This is a genomic window from Kitasatospora sp. NPDC008115 (genome assembly GCF_042957205.1).
In the GTDB taxonomy this organism is placed as follows: domain Bacteria; phylum Actinomycetota; class Actinomycetes; order Streptomycetales; family Streptomycetaceae; genus Kitasatospora.
This window is the reverse complement of the sequence record NZ_JBIBHU010000015.1, coordinates 162,007-179,409: the sequence shown is the minus strand read 5'-3', so window position 1 is coordinate 179,409 and position 17,403 is coordinate 162,007. Positions and strand designations below refer to the sequence as shown.

General features: G+C 72.2%; 13 protein-coding genes. 4 read left to right on the top strand and 9 right to left on the bottom strand.

The genetic code is table 11. The features are described from left to right. Positions 1–431: 431 nt before the first annotated feature. Positions 432–1,013, bottom strand: a complete 582-nt coding sequence (locus ACFZBX_RS20530; RefSeq protein WP_391535180.1) for a snapalysin family zinc-dependent metalloprotease — start codon at positions 1,011–1,013, stop codon at positions 432–434. Positions 1,014–1,310: 297 nt separating this feature from the next. Between ACFZBX_RS20530 and ACFZBX_RS20525 the strand changes: the two genes are divergently transcribed. Both ACFZBX_RS20525 and ACFZBX_RS20520 read left to right on the top strand, forming a co-directional pair. After that, positions 1,311–2,033, top strand: a complete 723-nt coding sequence (locus ACFZBX_RS20525) for an LURP-one-related/scramblase family protein (RefSeq protein WP_391535179.1) — start codon at positions 1,311–1,313, stop codon at positions 2,031–2,033. Between the two features lie 223 nt (positions 2,034–2,256). Continuing rightward, on the top strand, positions 2,257–2,886 hold the full coding sequence (locus ACFZBX_RS20520; RefSeq protein WP_391535178.1) for a DJ-1/PfpI family protein: 630 nt from the start codon (positions 2,257–2,259) through the stop codon (positions 2,884–2,886). Positions 2,887–3,115: 229 nt separating this feature from the next. Here ACFZBX_RS20520 and ACFZBX_RS20515 read toward each other — a convergent pair whose 3' ends face one another. Next, positions 3,116–3,766 (bottom strand): HD domain-containing protein, encoded by a 651-nt coding sequence (locus ACFZBX_RS20515; RefSeq protein WP_391535177.1) that lies wholly within the window; start codon positions 3,764–3,766, stop codon positions 3,116–3,118. Between the two features lie 103 nt (positions 3,767–3,869). Here ACFZBX_RS20515 and ACFZBX_RS20510 point away from each other — a divergent pair, with 103 nt between their 5' ends. After that, on the top strand, positions 3,870–4,835 hold the full coding sequence (locus ACFZBX_RS20510) for a GlxA family transcriptional regulator (RefSeq protein ID WP_391535176.1): 966 nt from the start codon (positions 3,870–3,872) through the stop codon (positions 4,833–4,835). A gap of 203 nt (positions 4,836–5,038) precedes the next feature. Here ACFZBX_RS20510 and dnaE read toward each other — a convergent pair whose 3' ends face one another. The 5 genes from dnaE to ACFZBX_RS20485 form a co-directional block, all read right to left on the bottom strand. Further along, a complete protein-coding gene (dnaE, locus tag ACFZBX_RS20505) occupies positions 5,039–8,605 on the bottom strand; it encodes a DNA polymerase III subunit alpha (RefSeq protein WP_391535175.1) in 3,567 nt (1,188 codons plus the stop codon). A 252-nt stretch (positions 8,606–8,857) separates the two neighbouring features. Then, positions 8,858–9,718 (bottom strand): amidohydrolase family protein, encoded by an 861-nt coding sequence (locus ACFZBX_RS20500; protein WP_391535174.1) that lies wholly within the window; start codon positions 9,716–9,718, stop codon positions 8,858–8,860. Between the two features lie 8 nt (positions 9,719–9,726). Next, positions 9,727–10,611 carry a 3-hydroxyacyl-CoA dehydrogenase NAD-binding domain-containing protein gene (locus ACFZBX_RS20495; protein WP_391535173.1) on the bottom strand — a complete coding sequence of 295 codons (885 nt, stop codon included), beginning with the start codon at positions 10,609–10,611 and terminating at the stop codon, positions 9,727–9,729. Then, positions 10,608–12,578, bottom strand: a complete 1,971-nt coding sequence (locus tag ACFZBX_RS20490; protein WP_391535172.1) for an acetoacetate--CoA ligase — start codon at positions 12,576–12,578, stop codon at positions 10,608–10,610. Before ACFZBX_RS20490 ends, ACFZBX_RS20495 begins: the two co-directional genes overlap by 4 nt. After that, positions 12,575–13,369, bottom strand: coding sequence for a crotonase/enoyl-CoA hydratase family protein (locus ACFZBX_RS20485; protein ID WP_391535171.1), 795 nt, complete (start codon positions 13,367–13,369; stop codon positions 12,575–12,577). The genes ACFZBX_RS20490 and ACFZBX_RS20485 overlap by 4 nt, the downstream gene beginning before the upstream one ends. Before the next feature lie 117 nt (positions 13,370–13,486). On the opposite strand from ACFZBX_RS20485, the gene ACFZBX_RS20480 reads away from it, so the two are divergent. Continuing rightward, entirely contained in the window at positions 13,487–14,191 is a 705-nt protein-coding gene (locus ACFZBX_RS20480; protein WP_391535170.1) for a TetR/AcrR family transcriptional regulator, read from the top strand. Positions 14,192–14,238: 47 nt separating this feature from the next. Here ACFZBX_RS20480 and ACFZBX_RS20475 read toward each other — a convergent pair whose 3' ends face one another. Both ACFZBX_RS20475 and ACFZBX_RS20470 read right to left on the bottom strand, forming a co-directional pair. Then, on the bottom strand, positions 14,239–15,876 hold the full coding sequence (locus ACFZBX_RS20475) for an amidohydrolase (protein WP_391535169.1): 1,638 nt from the start codon (positions 15,874–15,876) through the stop codon (positions 14,239–14,241). Between the two features lie 53 nt (positions 15,877–15,929). Beyond that, positions 15,930–17,348: an APC family permease gene (locus ACFZBX_RS20470; RefSeq protein WP_391535221.1), complete on the bottom strand. Its 1,419-nt coding sequence runs from the start codon at positions 17,346–17,348 to the stop codon at positions 15,930–15,932. Between the last annotated feature and the right edge of the window lie 55 nt (positions 17,349–17,403).

The following is a 17,403-nucleotide window of genomic DNA, read 5'->3' as shown; positions in this document are numbered from 1 at the left end:
GCACAGCGCGGTGGCCGGCAGCAGGAGCCCCGGCTGTCGTCGGTCATCGTCGGAGATTCCGCCCCGGCCCGATGTCAACGACCCGGCCATCTATGACCGGTGCCGGCTCATGCGGGACGAGCGCCCGGCCCTTTGGGGTCCGGTCGCCGGTCGGTGAGCCGTCCACCGCTACGCCGACGCGTGGCACGTCCTGACCCGTCCGGAGGTGTTCTCCTCGGAGACGCACCGGATGGGCCGCCCGGAGTCGAGGGCGGGACGCGGGGCGGTCGGTGGGTGGTTCGCGGCGGGCCGGGAGTCCGTCGTCGCGTGAGGCGGCCGACACCGGTTTCGTCCGGTGCCGGCCGCTGTCACGTCCGAGGCAGGTGTCCCGCGGCTTCAGGCGGTCGGCCGGTCGTGCGGGATGTCGTGGTTCGCCGTTGGCTGCCCCGGGGTCAGGGCGCGTCGACGAGGAGGCGGCCGTCCGCCGGGGCCGGGGTGGCGGTGAGGCCGGCGTAGGCGGAGTCGACCCGGGCCCGCTCGGTGGCGTTGGGGACGGCGTTCTTGCAGCTGATGCCGGCGCTGGAGCCGGACATCAGCTGGGAGCAGGGCCCGGGCTTGGTGTCCGGCAGGCCGAGGGTGTGGCCGATCTCGTGGGCCGCGATGCGGGTCTTGTCGTGGCCTTCGGTGACGGCCTGGCTTCCGAGTTCGACCCTGGCCAGGCCGCCCGGGCGGACCGGGCCCAGCGTCGCCTGCGGCCAGCCGCTGGTGGCGATGATCTGGATCTCGGCCCGGGTGCCGGGCTGAGCCGGTATCAGCCTGACGTTGCGGACGTTCGAGTTCCAGGAGGCGACCCCGGCCGAGACGGCGGCCTCCCAGCCGGGGGCCCGGGTGGCGTCGTAGCGGAGGGTGGTCACGGCGGCGACGCCTGTCTGCGTGACGGCTTCCTGTGCGGGCACGGCCTGCGCCGTGGGTGCCATGAGCAGGGCGACGGCCGCGGCGGTCCCGGCTGCTGCGAACCACTTCGAGTGGAGCATGGCTGTCCTTTCGTGGGGGTCGTGTTTCCCGAGGGGGGAGGGGAGGGGCGGTGGCGCGGACTGGGCATCGCCGTCTGCGCGGCGAGGGCGAGGCCCTGGAATGACGGTGAACCGTCAAGTCAATCGAGGGGAGCCGCACCGGCGTTACGTCCGTTTCCGTCAACGGCGCCGGGTCGCGATGACCGCAGACGGACCCGGCGCTCCGGCCAGGGCGGATCGTCCCGGGCCCGAGGGCCCGTCACCGGCCGGCAAGGGTGAAGTGGCCGTGAGGCGGGGTCAGGGCCTAACCTGCCCGCCATGTCTCAGAACACGAACACCCCCGGCATCCCCGGGCAGCCGGCCGATCCGGCCGGCAACTCCGCCAAGGTGCAGCGTCAGGTGCAGCGGCAGGCAGGCGTCGGACCGGTCTCCGGTGGCGGCGGTACCCTCTTCTCCGAGCCGGTCCTGGTGGTAAACCAGAAGGCGAAGCTGGTCGAACTGACCAACGAGTACGCGGTCTTCGACCAGCAGGGCGCCACGCTGGGCTCGGTGGTCCAGGTCGGCCAGAGCGGCCTGCGCAAGGCGATACGGCTGCTCACCTCCCTCGACCAGTACCTGACCCACAAACTGGAGATCCGGGACCCGCGGGGCGTCCCGGTGCTGCTGCTGACCCGCCCGGCGAAGTTCGTCAAGTCGCGGGTGATCGTGCAGCGTCCGACCGGCGAGGAGGTCGGCCAGATCGTTCAGCAGAACGCCATCGGGAGGATCAACTTCGCGCTGGAGGTCGGCGGGCAGAAGGTCGGCGCCGTCAAGGCGGAGAACTGGCGGGCCTGGAACTTCTCCATCGTCGACGGGACGGACACCGAGGTCGCCCGGATCACCAAGACCTGGGAAGGCCTGGCGAAGACGATGTTCACCACGGCCGACAACTACGTGCTCCAGATCCACCGCCCGCTCGCCGACCCGATGCTCAGCCTCGTCGTGGCGACCGCGCTGACCGTGGACACCGCGCTGAAGCAGGACGCCCGCGGCTTCGGCTAGCCACCACGCGTGCCCCGCCTGGAGGCTCTCTGCGTCCGTCCGTCCGCCCGCGCGGCGAGTTCCCGGCCCCCGCGATGCCGAGCGGGGTCGGCAGGTCCCGCTGGTCCTGGCCGACCCGGGCCCGGGCGGCCCGGCATCCGTTCTCGTGAACCTGCCGCGCGTGCCCGGGCGTGTCCGCAGATGCGTCCTCGGGCAACGCGGACGCCTGCATAGGCTCCCCGGCATGGACATTGTGATTCCGCTCTTCAAGCACTTCGAGCCGCTCGACGCCATCGGCCCGTACGAACTCCTGGCGAACGTGCCCGACGCCCGGGTGCGCTTCGTCGCGCCCGAACCGGGGCGGATCGTCGATGTGCTGGGCGCTCTGCGGGTCGACGTGCCCACCCGCTTCTCGGAGGTCGACTCCTGCGACGTGCTGCTCGTCCCGGGCGGTGCGGGGGCGCGGCAGATGCTGGACAACACGGAGTTCGTCGACTGGGTGCGCCGGATGCACGAGACGACCCGCTTCACCGCCTCGGTCTGCACCGGGGCGCTCATCCTCGGGAAGGCGGGACTGCTCAAGGGGCTGACCGTGACAACCCACTGGCTGGCGATGGACGATCTGGAGACGTTCGGCGCCACCTACACCGCGGAACGCGTCGTCCGGAACGGCAAGGTCTTCACCTCGGCCGGGGTCTCCGCCGGTATCGACCTGGCCCTGGGGCTGTGCGCGTTGCTGAGCGACGAACTCACCGCCCGGGCCATCCAGCTCTACACCGAGTACGACCCCCACCCGCCATACGACAGCGGCTCCCTGGCCACGGCGACGCCCGAGGTCGTGGCCAGGGCCCGGGAGCTCGCCGGCCGCGGCTGAGCCCGCTCGGCCGATCGGGCCGCTGATGAGCAGGGCGGGGGTCGCCCCTCGGGCCGGGTTCCGGATGGTGGCGCCGAGGAAGGACCGCTTGTCCGGTCTCCGTGGCGCCGGCGGCGTAGACGCGCTCGCCGGTCAGCCGGCCGTCCTCGGCGTACGGCCGTGCCGTCGTGTGGCGGCACCGGGTCGGGTAGGAGGCGTCGGGATCGTCGCTCAGGGCCGGATCGGTGCCTCACTCGGCCCAGTCGGACCCGAGGATCGTCTCCACGAAGTCGCCACGCCGGAAGCCCGGCACGAAGTGGGCGAGCACGTCCGCCTTGACGTTGCCGAAGGTGGTGTCCGGGCGGTTCCTGATGCCGTCGGTGAAGGCGGCCAGGATGCGGTTCTTGAAGTCGGGGCGCGGGTGGGCGGCGACCACGGCGGCGCGCTGCTCCTCGGTGACGGCGTGGTAGCCGATGCCCAGCACGTCCAGCTCCACCCCCCGGGTGACCAGGGCGATCTCGGGAGCCATGTGCAGCGGGATCTCCGGGGTGGTGTGCAGGGCGATCGCCGTCCAGACCCGCTGCGCCGGTTCGCCGGAGATGCCGTGGGCGTGCAGGAAGCGGCGGGCCTCGTCGGCGCCGTCGATCTCGAACCTCTGGTCGGTGCGGCCGAAGCGGTCGGTGAGGCCGAGGTCGTGGAACATCGCGCCCACGTACAGCAGCTCCGGATCGAACTCCAGCCCCTGCTCGGCGCCGCGCAGCGCCCCGAACAGGAACACCCGGCGCGAGTGGTCGAACAACAGCGGCGAGGCCGTGTCCCGCACCAGCTCCGTCGCCTCGCGGGCCAGGGCGCTGTCCGGGATGCGCACCCCCGCGATCGTTTCCGCCTTCACGTTCGTCATGGCTTCCTCCGCTTTCGCAGCTGTTGAACCGGCTCCTCCACCTTCACCCACGACGGTAGGCTGTCACCATGTCCGAACAGACATGCATACCTCGGATTCAGACATGAGGCGCCGGCTCGCCTTCCTCGTCTTCGACGGAGTGACGCTGCTCGACGCCAGTGGTCCGCTGGAGGTCTTCCACCAGGCCGGGCGGCTCGGCCACCCGTACGAGTCCGTCCTGGTCTCCCCGGATGGCGGCACCGTCACCGCCTCCAACGGCGTCTCCCTGGCGGGCACCACCGCACCGCAGGACATCGGGGGACCCCTGGACACCGTGATCGTCGCCGGAGCCGACCTGCTGGTCTCCGAAGGCCCCGCCGAGTCGCTGCTCGCCGCCGCGGACGGCCTCGCCGTGCGATCGCGGCGGGTCGCCTCGGTGTGCAGCGGCGCCTTCGTGCTCGCCGCGCTCGGACTGCTCGACGGCCGCCGGGCCACCACCCACTGGCGCCACGCCCCCGCCCTCGCACTGCGCCACCCCCGGGTGCGGGTCGAACCCGACGCCCTGCACATCCAGGACGGCCGCTACCACACCAGTGCCGGCATCAGCGCGGGCATCGACCTCGCCCTCGCCCTGGTCGAGCACGACCACGGCGCCGACGCCGCCCGCGCCGTCGCCCGAGAGCTGGTCGTCTTCATGCAGCGCCCCGGCGGCCAGTCGCAGTTCTCCACCGCCCTGGCCACCCCGCCCGCCCGCAGCGAACTGCTGCGCACCCTCACCGACGCCGTCCTCGCCGACCCCGCCGCCGACCACAGCCTGCCCGTGATGGCCGCCGGCGCCGCCGTCAGCACCCGCCACCTCACCCGGCTCTTCCAGGCCGAGCTGCACACCACCCCGGCCCGCTGGGTGGAGAGCGTCCGCCTCGACCTGGCCAGGCAACTGCTCCTGGACGGCCACAGCGTCACCGCCGCCGCCCGGCACAGCGGCCTGGGCAGCGACGAGACCCTGCGCCGCGTCTTCGCCCGCCACCTGGGCACCACACCGACCGAGTACCGCAGCCGCTTCACCACCACCCACGGCGCCACCGCCTGACGCCCGACGGTCACCGCCGCCGACGGGCAACGCCTGCCCCGCCACCGAATCCGGACTCCAGGTACCGGCGCAGGGCCTCCCGCCCTCCCGTAACGAAGACCCGTTCACTCGCGGAGGCACGATCCCAGCTCCCACTGACAGCCCTGCCCGCGGCGAACGGGTTCACCCGGCCGGCCGGCGGGGCGGTGCCCGCCGGCCGGGGTTCAGGAGCGCACGGCGGTGCCCATCCAGGCGCGGTTGCCGAGCAGGGTCTTGATGTCCGAGGCGAGTCCGTTGTCGGGGTTCACCTGGAAGCCGAGTTCGTAGAGGGTGTCCTTGTCCCAGCCGGTGGTCAGCAGGCGGATCGGGACGTCACCGGGGTGGGCGTGGAGGGCGAGTTTGAGCTCGGCCACGATCTCGGGGGTGACCCGGGCGGCCGGCACGGTGATCTGGACCGGCGGCTTGGTGCCCAGTTCGGCGGAGGAGACGTCGAGGGTGGTGATCTCCTGGCCGAAGATGCTCAGTGAGCCGTCGCGCTCGTTGAGCCGGCCGCGCGCCGAGATGACGTTGTCCTCCACCATCTGCTCGGCCATCAGGTTGTAGGTGGCGGGGAAGAACAGCACCTCGACCGAGCCGTCGCGGTCGGCCAGGGTGATGATCGCCCAGGCGTTTCCGGCCTTGTTGATCCGGCGGTCCACCGCGGTGATGAGTCCGGAGAGGCGGACCTCGCCCTCGGTGCGGCCGGAGCCGAGGAGGTCGGCGATCGAGGTGTCGCGGTTCTGGGAGAGGATGTGCTCGGCGCCGTCGAGCGGGTGGCTGGAGACGTAGAGGCCGAGCATCTCCCGTTCCAGGGAGAGGAGTTGGCGGCGCGGCCACTCGCGGTCGGTGAGCTCGAAGTCCAGTCCGATGCCGGGGCCGCCGCCCTCGTCGGCCTCCAGGGCGCCGAAGAGGTCGTCCTGGCCGATCGCCTGCTGCTTCTTCAGCCCGGTGACGGCGTCGATCGCGCTCTCGTGCACGGTGCTGAGCGAGAGCCGGGTGTGTCCGAGGGAGTCGAAGGCGCCGGCCTTGACCAGGGAGTCGACGGTGCGCTTGTTGCACACCACCAGCTCCACCTTGTCCAGGAAGTCGGGGAAGGAGGTGTACTTGCCCTTCTCCTCCCGGGTGCGCACCAGCGACTCGATGACCGGGACGCCGACGTTGCGCACCGCCTTGAGGCCGAAGCGGACGTCGCTGCCGACGGCGGTGAAGTCGACCACGGACTCGTTGACGTCGGGGGAGAGGATCCGGATGCCCATCTGGCGGCACTCCGCCAGGTAGACCGCCATCTTGTCCTTGTCGTCGGCGACCGAGGTGAGCAGGGCGGCCATGTACTCGGCGGGGTAGTTCGCCTTGAGGTACGCGGTCTGGTACGAGACCAGGCCGTAGGCGGCGGAGTGCGACTTGTTGAACGCGTAGCCGGCGAACGGGACCAGGACGTCCCAGACCGCCTGGATGGCCTCGTCGGAGTAGCCGCGCTCCTTGCAGCCGGCGTGGAAGGGGACGAACTCCTTCTCCAGGACCTCCTTCTTCTTCTTGCCCATCGCCCGGCGCAGCAGGTCGGCCTGGCCGAGCGAGTACCCGGCGAGCACCTGGGCGGCGCGCTGGACCTGCTCCTGGTAGACGATCAGGCCGTAGGTGGGGCCGAGGACGTCCTTGAGCGGCTCCTCCAGCTCGGGGTGGATCGGGACGATCTCCTGCTGCGCGTTCTTGCGCAGGGCGTAGTTGGTGTGCGAGTTCATGCCCATCGGCCCGGGCCGGTACAGCGCGGAGACGGCGGAGATGTCGGCGAACTCGGTCGGCTTCATCAGCTTGAGCAGGGCGCGCATCGGCCCGCCGTCGAGCTGGAAGACGCCGAGGGTGTCACCGCGGGCGAGCAGCTGGTAGGTGGTGGGGTCGTCGATCGGGATCTTCTCGATGTCGACGTCGATGCCCCGGTTGGCCTTCACGATCTTGATGCAGTGGTCGATGATGCCCAGGTTCCGCAGACCCAGGAAGTCCATCTTGATCAGGCCCATGGCTTCGCACGACGGGTAGTCGAAGCCGGTGATGATGGTGCCGTCCTTGTCCCGCATGTGCAGCGGGATCAGCTCCAGCAGCGGGGTGGAGGAGAGGATGACGGCGGCGGCGTGCACACCGGTGCCGCGGATCAGGCCCTCGATGCCCCGGCCGGTGTCGATGATCTTCTTGACGTCGGGCTCGTTGTCGTACAGCGCCCGGATCTCGGTGCCCTCGTTGTACCGGGGGTGCTTGTCGTTGAAGAGGTCGGCGAGCGGCACGCCCTTGCCCATGACGTCCGGCGGCATCGCCTTGGTGATCCGGTCGCCCATCGCGAAGGGGTAGCCGAGGATGCGGTTGGCGTCCTTGACGGCGGCCTTGGCCTTGATGGTGCCGAAGGTGTTGACCTGGGCGGTGTAGGCGGAGCCGTACTTCTCGGTGACGTAGCGCACCATCTGGTCGCGCTGGCGGTCGTCGAAGTCGATGTCGACGTCCGGGGGGTTGATGCGCTCGGGGTTGAGGAACCGCTCGAACAGCAGGTCGTGCTCCAGCGGGTCGAGCTGGGTGATGCCGGTGAGGTAGGCGACCATCGAGCCGGCCGCGGAACCACGGCCCGGGCCGACCGGGATGCCGTTGTCCCGCCCGTACTGGCAGATGTCGGCGACCACGAGGAAGTAGGCGTCGAACCCCATCGGGGTGATCACGCCCATCTCCAGCTCGACCCGCTCCAGCACCTCCTGGCTCGGGTTGTCGCCGTAGCGGTGCTGGAGGCCGGCGGCGATCTTCTGGCGCAGGTACGAGGCCTGGGTCTCGCCCTCGGGCACGTCGAACTGGGGCATCCGGTCGACGTAGGTGAAGACCTCCTCGTACGACTCGACCCGCTCGGCGATCGCCAGGGTGTTGTCGCAGGCCTCCGGCAGCTCCCGGAAGAGCTCGCGCATCTCCTCGGCGGTCTTGACGTAGTAGCCGGTGCCCTGGAACTTGAAGCGGTTCGGGTCGTCCTTGTTCTTGCCCACGCCGACGCAGAGCAGGCTGTCGTGGGCGTCCGCCTGGTCGGCGGTGACGTAGTGCGAGTCGTTGGTGGCGAGCAGCGGGATGTTCAGCTGCTTGGCCAGGCGCAGCAGGTCCGCGCGGACGTCCTGCTCGATGGACAGGCCGTGGTCCATCAGCTCCAGGAAGTAGTTCTCCTTGCCGAAGATGTCCTGGTACGCCCCGGCGGCCTTGACCGCCTCCTCGTACTGGCCGAGCCGCAGCCGGGTCTGCACCTCGCCGGAGGGGCAGCCGGTGGTGGCGATGATGCCGGTGGCGTTGGCGGCGATCAGCTCGCGGTCCATCCGGGGCTTCATGTAGTAGCCCTCCATCGACGCGAGCGAGGAGAGCTTGAAGAGGTTCCGCAGGCCGGTGGCGTTCTGCGCCCACATGGTCATGTGGGTGTAGCGGCCGCCGCCGGAGACGTCCTTGCCGCCCTCGCCGTCCGCGCCGCTCGGGCGCTGGCCGCCGGGGGACCAGAACACCTGCTTCTTCAGGAAGCGCGAGGCCGGGGCGACGTACGCCTCGATGCCGATGATCGGCTTGACGCCGGTCTTGGCGGCGGCGTGGAAGAACTCGTAGGCGCCGAACATGTTGCCGTGGTCGCTCATCGCGATGGCGGGCATGCCCTGTCTCTCCGCCTCGGCGAAGAGCTTCCCGTTCTTCGCGGCCCCGTCCAGCATCGAGTACTCGGTGTGGACGTGCAGGTGCGCGAAGCTGTCGGACACGGTGCTGGGCTCCTCGGGTGGTTCCAGGACGGGGAAGCGGCCCAGGTTAGTCGTTCGACGCGCACGACACGCCGCGCCGGCGGCACGGGTGCCGGACTCCCGCACCGCCGGCAGGCGGCCCGACCGGCCACAGCGGTTCTCTCCGGCCCAGCCCCGGGCGCGCGCCGGCCGAGAAGGCGGCACGGCCATGCGCGCCGTACCCCAGCACATGTCCGGCGTCACGTCTGTCGGCGCCACGGCCGACGATCGTGGTCAGAGGCCCAGGACGCGGGCGGCGTTCTCCTTGAGGATCAGGGGGCGGACCTCCGGCTTGAGGCCGAGGGCGTCGAAGTCCGCCAGCCAGCGGTCGGGGGTGACGACGGGGTAGTCCGAGCCGAACAGCACCTTGCGGCGGAGGAAGGAGCCGGCCGCCCTCACGAGCTGCGGCGGGAAGTACTTCGGCGACCAGCCCGACAGGTCGATGTACACGTTGGCCTTGTGCGTGGCGATGGAGATCGCCGCGTCCTGCCAGGGCACCGACGGGTGTGCCAGGACGATCGTGAGGCCGGGGAAGTCGGCGGCGACGTCGTCCAGGAGCATCGGGTCGGACCAGCGCAGCTTGATGCCTCGCCCGCCGGGCAGGCCGGCGCCGATGCCGGTCTGCCCGGTGTGGAAGAGGATGGGGACGCCCAGTTCCTGGATCGCCTCGTAGAGCGGGTAGTGCTCGCGGGCGTTCGGCGCGAACGCCTGGAGGCTGGGGTGGAACTTGAAGCCGCGGACGCCGTGGTCGAGGACGAGCGAGCGGGCCCGGGCGGCGGCGTCCGGCCGGTGCGGGTCGACAGAGCCGAACGGGATGAGGACGTCGGGGTGGGCGGCCGCCGCCTCGGCGATCTCCTCGCTGGACAGGGCGGGGTGGCCCAGGCCCGTGGTGGCGTCCACCGTGAAGACCACGGCCGCCATGCGGCGCTCGCGGTAGTACGCGGCCAGCCGCTCCACGGTGGGCGTGCGGTCCTGGCCGGACTTGAAGTAGGCGGCCGAGGCGTCCATCAGCTCCGCGTCGAGCGCGAGACGGCCGTGGGCGTCCTGCTCCACGTGGACGTGGAAGTCGATGGCGATCGCATCGGAGGGGTTCATCGGTGTGCTCACAGGTGGTCGGTCCGGTTCTTGGCGTCGAGGAGGAGGGAGAGGAGGGCGTCGCGTTCCGCGACGAGGTCGGCCTCAGGGGTCCCGGCGAGTTCGTCGCCGACGCCTTCGGTGACGGCGCGCGTCAGCTCGGGCGTCAGGCGCGGCGCGCCGAGGTCGGCCCACCACTCCTCCATGGGCGGGCCGAGGTGCTCCAGGACGTGCGCGATGCCGCCCGGGCCGCCCGACAGGTGCTGGTTGAGGAAGGGCCCGAGCAGCGCCCAGCGCAGGCCGGGACCGTGGGCGATGGCCGCGTCGATGTCGGAGACGCTCGCCGCGCCCCGCTCGACCAGGGAGTACGCCTCCCGCCACAGCGCGGCCTGGAGCCGGTTCGCGACATGGCCGGGCAGCTCCTGGCGCAGCCGGATCGGGCGGCGGCCGAGGCTGCGGTAGAAGCCCATGGCCGCCTCGACGGCGGCCTCGCCGGTCCGCTCGCCCGGTACGACCTCGACCAGCGGGATGAGGTGGGGAGGGTTGAAGGGGTGCCCCACGAGGACCCGTTCCGGATGGGCCGCGCACGCCCGCTGGATCCGCGACGGCGGCAGCCCGGAGGAGGAGCTCGCCAGGATCGTCCCCGGCGGTGCCGCGGCGTCGAGGACGGCGAAGACCTCGTCCTTCAGTTCGGGACGCTCCGGGCCGTTCTCCTGGACGAAGCCGGCGTCCGCGACGGCCTCGGCGAGGTCGGGGGTGAACGACAGGCGGCGCTGGTCGGCGGTGACGGCCGCCCGGAGCCGCGCCTCCGCGCCGGGCGCGGGATCGCTGGCGACGACCTCGTGCCCGTGCAACAGGAAGAGCGTGGTCCAGGAGGCCCCGATGACCCCGGTGCCGACGACGGCGACCTTCACGACGCGCTCCCGGGCCCGGCTCCGGCGGCCCGTTCGGCGGCGTACGCGACGAAGGGGTCCAGCGAACGGGGGTCGGCGAGGACGTCGGTGCTGGCGACGGACTCGGGACGCGCGCCGAGCAGGATCCGCTTGACCGGCACCTCCAGCTTCTTGCCGGTGCGGTTGCGCGGGACGGCCGGGACCCGCTCGATGACGTCCGGGACGTGCCGGGGCGACAGCGCCGACCGCAGCGTGCGGGCGATCGTCGCGCGGAGGGCGTCGTCGAGCTCCACGGGGCCCGTGATGAAGAGCAGCAGCTCCCCGTTGCCGCCCTCGGGGTCCTCGATGTGGACGACGAGACTGTCCTCGACCTCGGGCAGGTCCTCGACGACGGCGTAGAACTCGGCGGTGCCGAGCCGGACCCCGCCCCGGTTGAGGGTGGCGTCGGAGCGCCCGGCGACGACGCAGTGGCCCTCGGGCGCGAACCGCACCCAGTCGCCGTGCCGCCACACGCCCGGGTACTCCTCGAAGTACGCGGCCCGGTAGCGGGAGCCGTCGGTGTCGCCCCAGAAGCCGACGGGCATCGACGGCATCGGCTCGGTGATCACCAGCTCGCCCAGCTCGCCGACGACCCGCCGGCCCTCGCCGTCGTAGGCGTAGGCGGCGACCCCGAGGCAGGGGCCGGAGATCTCTCCGGCGCGCACGGTCTGCAGCGGGCTGCCCTGGAGGATGCCGGTGCAGACGTCGGTGCCGCCGCAGCCGACGTTCAGCAGGACCTGGTCCCCGAACTGCTCGGCCACCCAGCGGAAGCCGTCGGCGGCGAGCGGGCTGCCCGCCGCGCCGAGCTGCCGTAGCCGCGACAGGTCGAACTCCTCGGCGGGCCGGATCCCGGCCTTGCGGCAGGCCATCAGGTAGCCGGGGCTCACGCCCATCAGCGTCGTCCCCGTGTCCTGCGCGATCCGCCACTGCTCCCGCAGGTCGGGGTGGACCGGATTGCCGTCGATCATGACGATCGAGGCGCGCACGAGCAGCGCCGAGACCAGGGTGTTCCACAGCATCCAGGCGGTCGTGCTGAACCAGAGCATCCGGTCGCCCGGCTTGAGGTCCCAGCTCAGCGCGTTGTTCTTCAGGTGCTCCAGGAGGATCCCGCCGTGCCGGTGGACGATCGCCTTGGGGATGCCGGTGGTGCCGGAGGAGAAGAGCACGAACAGCGGATGGTCGAACGGCACGGGCTCGAAGGCCGGTTCGGCCGGTTCGGCCAGCAGTTCCGCCCAGCCCAGCGCGTCGGGGAGGGCGTTCGGCCCGTAGGGGACGTGGACGACCCGCTCGACGGTGGGCAGTCGGGAGGCGATCTCCGCCACCTCGGTGCGGCGGTCGACGTCCCGCTCCCCGTAGCGGTAGCCGGCGACGGTCAGCAGCACCTTCGGTTCGAGCTGGGCGAACCGGTCGACCACGCTGCGCGGGCCGAACTCCGGGGCGCAGGCCGCCCAGACCGCGCCGATGCTCGCGGTGGCGAGGAAGGCCACCAGCGTCTCCGGGATGTTCGGCAGGTAGGCGACGACCCGGTCGCCCTTGCGGACGCCCAGGCGCAGCAGCCCGGCGCGGGCCCGGGCGACCTGGTCGCGGAGTTCGCCGAAGGTCAGTTCGAGCGGTGCCCGGGTCTGGGAGCGGGCGACGACCGCGACGGCGTCGAGGTCCTCCTCGCGGCCGAGCGCGTGCTCGGCGTAGTTGAGGGTCGCGCCGGGGAACCACTCGGTGTCCGGCATCGACCTGCGGCCCAGGGCGGCCGTGGGCGGGGTGTGGGGGCGGACGTCGAAGAACTCCCAGACCGACGACCAGAAGCCGTCCAGGTCGGTGACGGACCACTGCCACAGGCTGTCGTAGTCCGGGAAGCCCAGCTGCCGCCGGGACTCCAGCCAGCGGAGGTAGCGGCCGATCTCCGACTCGTCCCTGACCGAGGGGCCGGGCGTGCTGAGGATCTCGCTCATCGGGCGTCCTTTCCGTGCGAGCCGTGTGCGGCGGCGACCTTCGCGGCGCGGCCGTCGAGGAACGCCCGCATCCGCTCCTGGGCGTCGTGGCTTCCGGCCGCGACGGCCGACATGAGGGATTCGAGCAGCAGGCCGCCGGCGGGCGAGGCCTCGGCGATCCGGGGGAGCGCCTGGAGGACGGCGAAGTTGGTCAGCGGCGCGTTGGCCGCGATCCGCTCCGCGAGCTCCAGGGCCCGGGCGCGTGCCCCGCCCTCCCCGGTCAGGTACTGGGAGAGACCGGCGGCCTGGCCCTCGGCGGCGTCGAGGACGCGGCCGGTGAGCATCATGTCCGCCATCCGGTGGGCGCCGATCAGCCGGGGGATCCGGACGGAGCCGCCACCGCCGACGAAGAGCCCGCGCCGTCCCTCGGGCAGCGCGTAGAAGGTGGACGGCTCGGCCACCCGGATGTGCGCGGCGGCGGCCAGCTCCAGGCCGCCGCCGATCACCGCGCCCTTGAGAGCGGCCACCACGGGGACGCGCCCGCCCTCGATGGTGTCGAAGACGCGGTGCCACATGAGGGAGTGCTCCAGCGCCTCCTCGGTGGACCGCTCGGTCAGCTCACCGAGGTCGAGCCCGGCCGAGAAGTGATCACCCTCGGCATCGAGGACGACGGCCCGGACGTCCGCGCCCGGCTTCCGGAAGAACTGCTCGACGCTCAGCACGGTGGCGTCGTCGAGCGCGTTGCGCTTGGCCGGGCGGCGGAGCGTCAGGACCGCGACCCCGTCGCGGCGGTCGATGGAAAGCGTGCTCAAAGGAAAGGCTCCTTGGTTTTCAGGAATCCTGGGTATCGAAGGGTCTGCGCGGGCGGGCCGCACTCGGCCGGCCGGGGGCCCTGTGCTACGTCAACCGCGTTGACGTACTCTGCCGGGATGAGCGAACGCGTAGTGCCCGAGCCCCAGCGGCGCCGTCGGCGGCCCACCAAACAGGGGGTGGTGCTCTCCCACGAGCTGATCGTCGGCACGGCGCTGCGGTTGGTGGGGCAGCACGGTGCGGAGGCGCTCACCGTCCGGCGGCTCGGTGCCGCGCTGGGCGCCGACCCCAGCGCGGTGTACCGCTACTTCCACAGCGCGGACGACCTGCTGCTCGCCGTCGCCGAGGAGCTGATCGCCCGCGCCCAGGACGGCTGGCGGGCCACCGGGGACTGGCGGGCCGACCTGCGGGAGATCGGGATGCGGCTGCACGCCAGCTACCAGGCGCATCCGCAGGCGGCGCTGCTCGCGGCCCACCGTACGACCGGGCGTGCGCATGAGATCGCCGCGGTCGAGGCGATCCTCGGTGTGCTGCGCGGTGCGGGGTTCCCCGATCCGGAGGCGGTGCGGATCTACCACGCGTTCGTGGACCAGAGCCTCGGGTTCGCGGTGCTGGACGCGGCGGCGCTCGCGCTGCCGGCCTCCGCGCAGTCGGCGGACCTGCGGGTCTGGCAGGCCTCGTACGGCCGGCTGGACGCCGCGGCCAATCCGCACATCGCGGCCACCGCACACCTGCTGGCCGCCGACATGCGGTGCAGCGGCTACCCGTTCGCGCTGGAGCTGCTGCTGGACGCTGCCGAGGCCCGGCTGGCGGCGGCGCGCTGAGCGCCGCCGCGCCCGGCGCGTCGGCCGCCGGGCCTCGGCGGCGGGACTCATTCGGCGGTGTGGACGAGCCGGCCGCCGATGTAGGTGCGCAGGACGCGGGCTGCGGCGATCTCCTCGGGCGGGCCGGTGAGGATGTCGCGGTCGAGGACGACGAGGTCGGCGAGGTTCCCCACGGCGAGGGTGCCGGCGTCGTCGTGGCCGTTCACGTGCGCGGATCCGGCCGTGTAGGCGGCGATCGCGGAGGCGATGTCGAGCCGCTGCTCGGGCAGGAAGACCCGCTCGTCGGCGGCGTCCGGCTCCCTGCGGTTGACGGCCACGTGCAGCCCGGCCAGCGGGTCCGGGCTGCTCACCGGCCAGTCGCTGCCGGCCGCGAGGGTGGCGCCCGCGCGCTGGAGCGCACCGAACGGGTACTGCCAGGCGGCGCGCTCGGGGCCGAGGAACGGGATGGTCAGCTCGTCCATCTGCGGTTCGTGTGCCGCCCAGAGCGGCTGGATGTTGGCGATCGCGCCGAGCCGGGCGAAGCGCGGCACGTCGTCCGGGTGGACCACCTGGAGGTGTGCGAGGTGGTGCCGGGTGTCGCGGAACCCGTTGGCGGCGCGGGCGGCCTCGACGGCGTCGAGTGCCTCGCGCACCGCGCGGTCGCCCAGCGCGTGGAAGTGCACCTGGAAGCCCAGCGCGTCGAGTTCGGTGACGTGGCCGCGCAAGGCGAGCGGATCGACGAAGCTGAGGCCGGAGTTGGCGGTGGCGCAGCCGCAGCCGTCCAGGTAGGGGCTGGTCATGGCGGCGGTGAAGTTCTCCGCGATGCCGTCCTGCATGATCTTCACGGAGCCGGCCCGGAACGTGCCGTGGGCGAGGGCGGCGCGGCGTTCGACGAGTTCGGGGATCTGTTCGGCGCCGCGATCGCGTTCCCACCACAGGGCGCCGGTGACCCGGGCGGTGAGTGCACCGGAGCGGGCGGCGGCGAGGTAGGCGTCGGAGGGGTCGGACAGGCCGTTGAACTCGCCGAGCAGGGCGTCCTGCCAGCCCGTGATGCCGAGGGAGTGGAGCAGGCGCTGGGCGCGCAGGAGTCCGTCGAGGCGGTCGGCGGCGGTGAGGGGCGGGATCAACCGGGCGACGAGGGCGGTGGCGCCTTCCTGGAGCATGCCGCCGGGGGTGCCGTCGGGCTCCCGCTCGATCCGCCCGTCCACCGGGTCGGGGGTGTCGCGGTCGAGGCCGGCGAGTTCGAGGGCGCGGGTGTTGGCCCAGGCGCCGTGGTGGTCGCGGTTGGTCAGGTAGACCGGGCGGTCGGGGACGACGGTGTCGAGCAGGTGGCGGGTCGGCAGGCCGCCGTCGAAGCTCTCCATCGACCAGCCGCTGCCGGTGATCCACTCCTGCCCGGGGTTGGCCCGGGCGTAGGCGCGGATGCGTTCCAGGTAGTCGGGGACGCCGACCGTTCCGGTGAGGTCGCAGGAGGCCAGCTCGGTGCCGCCGCCCACGGCGTGGATGTGCGCGTCCTGGAAGCCCGGCAGCAGCAGCTTCCCGGTGAGGTCGACGACGTCGGTGCCCGGACCGATCAGGCCGTGGACCTCGTCGTGGCCGACGGCGGTGATGCGTCCGCCGGTCACGGCCAGGGCGCTCGCCCGGGTGCGGGCGGCGTCGCCGGTGTGCACGGGGCCGCGGGTGAAGACCAGGTCGGCCTTGGTCATGGGTGGTGCTCCGTTCTCGGGTCGTGCGGGTGGTACGGGGTGTTGCGGACGGGTCAGGGGGTGTCGCGCAGGAAGTACGGCGAGCGGCGCCGCCAGCGGGCCCAGGCCGCCACGGGCAGCCCGCTGACGATCATCACGACCACCACGGAGAGTTCGAACCAGCCGTTGTCGGCGGAGAGTTCGAAGTGGTCGGTGGAGTCGTAGAAGGTCCAGGCGAGGTAGCCGCCGACGGCGAGCAGGGCCGCGGCGCCGAGCAGCGGGCCGACCACCGCGCGCAGGCCCTCCAGCACGCTGGTGCGCAGCAGGTGGCGGAAGCGGACGGCGGCGGCGACGGCGGTGAGTGCGTAGTAGAGGGCGACGACGATGCCGATCGCGTTGACGGCGGCCGAGATGAGGTCGTTGACGGTCGGGATGGTGACCGCGCACAGGGCCAGGGCGACCGCGATGCCGGTGATCAGCAGGGTGCCGGCGGCGGGTGTGGAGTGCCTCGGGTGCAGGCGGGTCCACACCGGGCCGAGCACGCCGTCGCGGCCCATCGCGTACATCCCGCGGGCGGTGGGGATCACCGAGGACTGCAGTGAGGCCACCGCGGAGAGCATCAGCGCGATCAACGGCAGCGCGGCCAGCGGCTGATCGGCCAGCCGGTCCCCGAAGTAGGCCAGCCCGTGTGCCCCGTTGTCCGCCAGCTCGTCCAACGGGAGGACCCGCTGGAACGCCGTGCCGGCGAGCAGGAACAGCGCCAGCATCACCAGCAGGGCCAGCAGGCCGCCCCGGGAGGCGTCACGCGGGTCGCGGACCTCCTCGCCGACGCTGAACACCGACTCGAAGCCCCAGTAGCAGAACACCGCCAGCACCATGCCCTGGGCCAGCGCATCGAAGGACGGGATCGCGAAGGGGTTGTACCACTCCAGCGAGAACGGCTGGTCCCCGGCGAACAGCCCGTAGCCGCAGAAGCCGAGCAGCACCGCGTACTCGAACACCAGCAGCGCCTTCTGCAGCCGCGCGGCCAGATCCAGCCCGCGCACCGCCACCAGCGCCGCCCCGACCAGCACGACCAGGCCGATCAGCGTGCACTGCACCGTCGAGTCCGCGTCCAGCCGCACACCTGCGACGCTGCGCACGTGGGCCAGGCCGAGGAGTTGGACGATCGAGGAGCCGGTGACCGTGGTCGTGTAGGCCATGAACACCACGGTGCCGACGGTGTTCACCCAGCCGGTGAGGAAGCCGAGCCACGGGTTGAGCGTGCGCCCGACCCAGCGGTAGCTGCTGCCGGCGTCCGGCTCGGCGGCGTTCAGTCGCCCGTAGCCGCCCGCGATGGCGAGCACCGGGAGGAAAGCCAGCAGCATGATCGCCGGGAGGTGGAGTCCGACGACTCCGGCCATCAGGCCGAGGCCGATGCCGATGCTGCTGGTCGCGGCGGTACTGGAGGCGGCGATCGCCGCCCCGTCCAGGAGGCCGAGGGACTTGCGCATGGAGTGGTGGGGGCCGCTCGCGTCGATTCTCGGACCGCTGCCCGTGGCCTTCGCC

What these genes read in the sequence shown, in the direction of transcription:
- ACFZBX_RS20530 (WP_391535180.1), bottom strand. Translation starts at nt 1,013, where the DNA reads ATGCTCCACTCGAAGTGGTTCGCAGCAGCCGGGACCGCCGCGGCCGTC.
- ACFZBX_RS20525 (WP_391535179.1), top strand. Translation starts at nt 1,311, where the DNA reads ATGTCTCAGAACACGAACACCCCCGGCATCCCCGGGCAGCCGGCCGAT.
- ACFZBX_RS20520 (WP_391535178.1), top strand. Translation starts at nt 2,257, where the DNA reads ATGGACATTGTGATTCCGCTCTTCAAGCACTTCGAGCCGCTCGACGCC.
- ACFZBX_RS20515 (WP_391535177.1), bottom strand. Translation starts at nt 3,766, where the DNA reads ATGACGAACGTGAAGGCGGAAACGATCGCGGGGGTGCGCATCCCGGAC.
- ACFZBX_RS20510 (WP_391535176.1), top strand. Translation starts at nt 3,870, where the DNA reads ATGAGGCGCCGGCTCGCCTTCCTCGTCTTCGACGGAGTGACGCTGCTC.
- ACFZBX_RS20500 (WP_391535174.1), bottom strand. Translation starts at nt 9,718, where the DNA reads ATGAACCCCTCCGATGCGATCGCCATCGACTTCCACGTCCACGTGGAG.
- ACFZBX_RS20490 (WP_391535172.1), bottom strand. Translation starts at nt 12,578, where the DNA reads ATGAGCGAGATCCTCAGCACGCCCGGCCCCTCGGTCAGGGACGAGTCG.
- ACFZBX_RS20480 (WP_391535170.1), top strand. Translation starts at nt 13,487, where the DNA reads ATGAGCGAACGCGTAGTGCCCGAGCCCCAGCGGCGCCGTCGGCGGCCC.
- ACFZBX_RS20475 (WP_391535169.1), bottom strand. Translation starts at nt 15,876, where the DNA reads ATGACCAAGGCCGACCTGGTCTTCACCCGCGGCCCCGTGCACACCGGC.
- ACFZBX_RS20470 (WP_391535221.1), bottom strand. Translation starts at nt 17,348, where the DNA reads ATGCGCAAGTCCCTCGGCCTCCTGGACGGGGCGGCGATCGCCGCCTCC.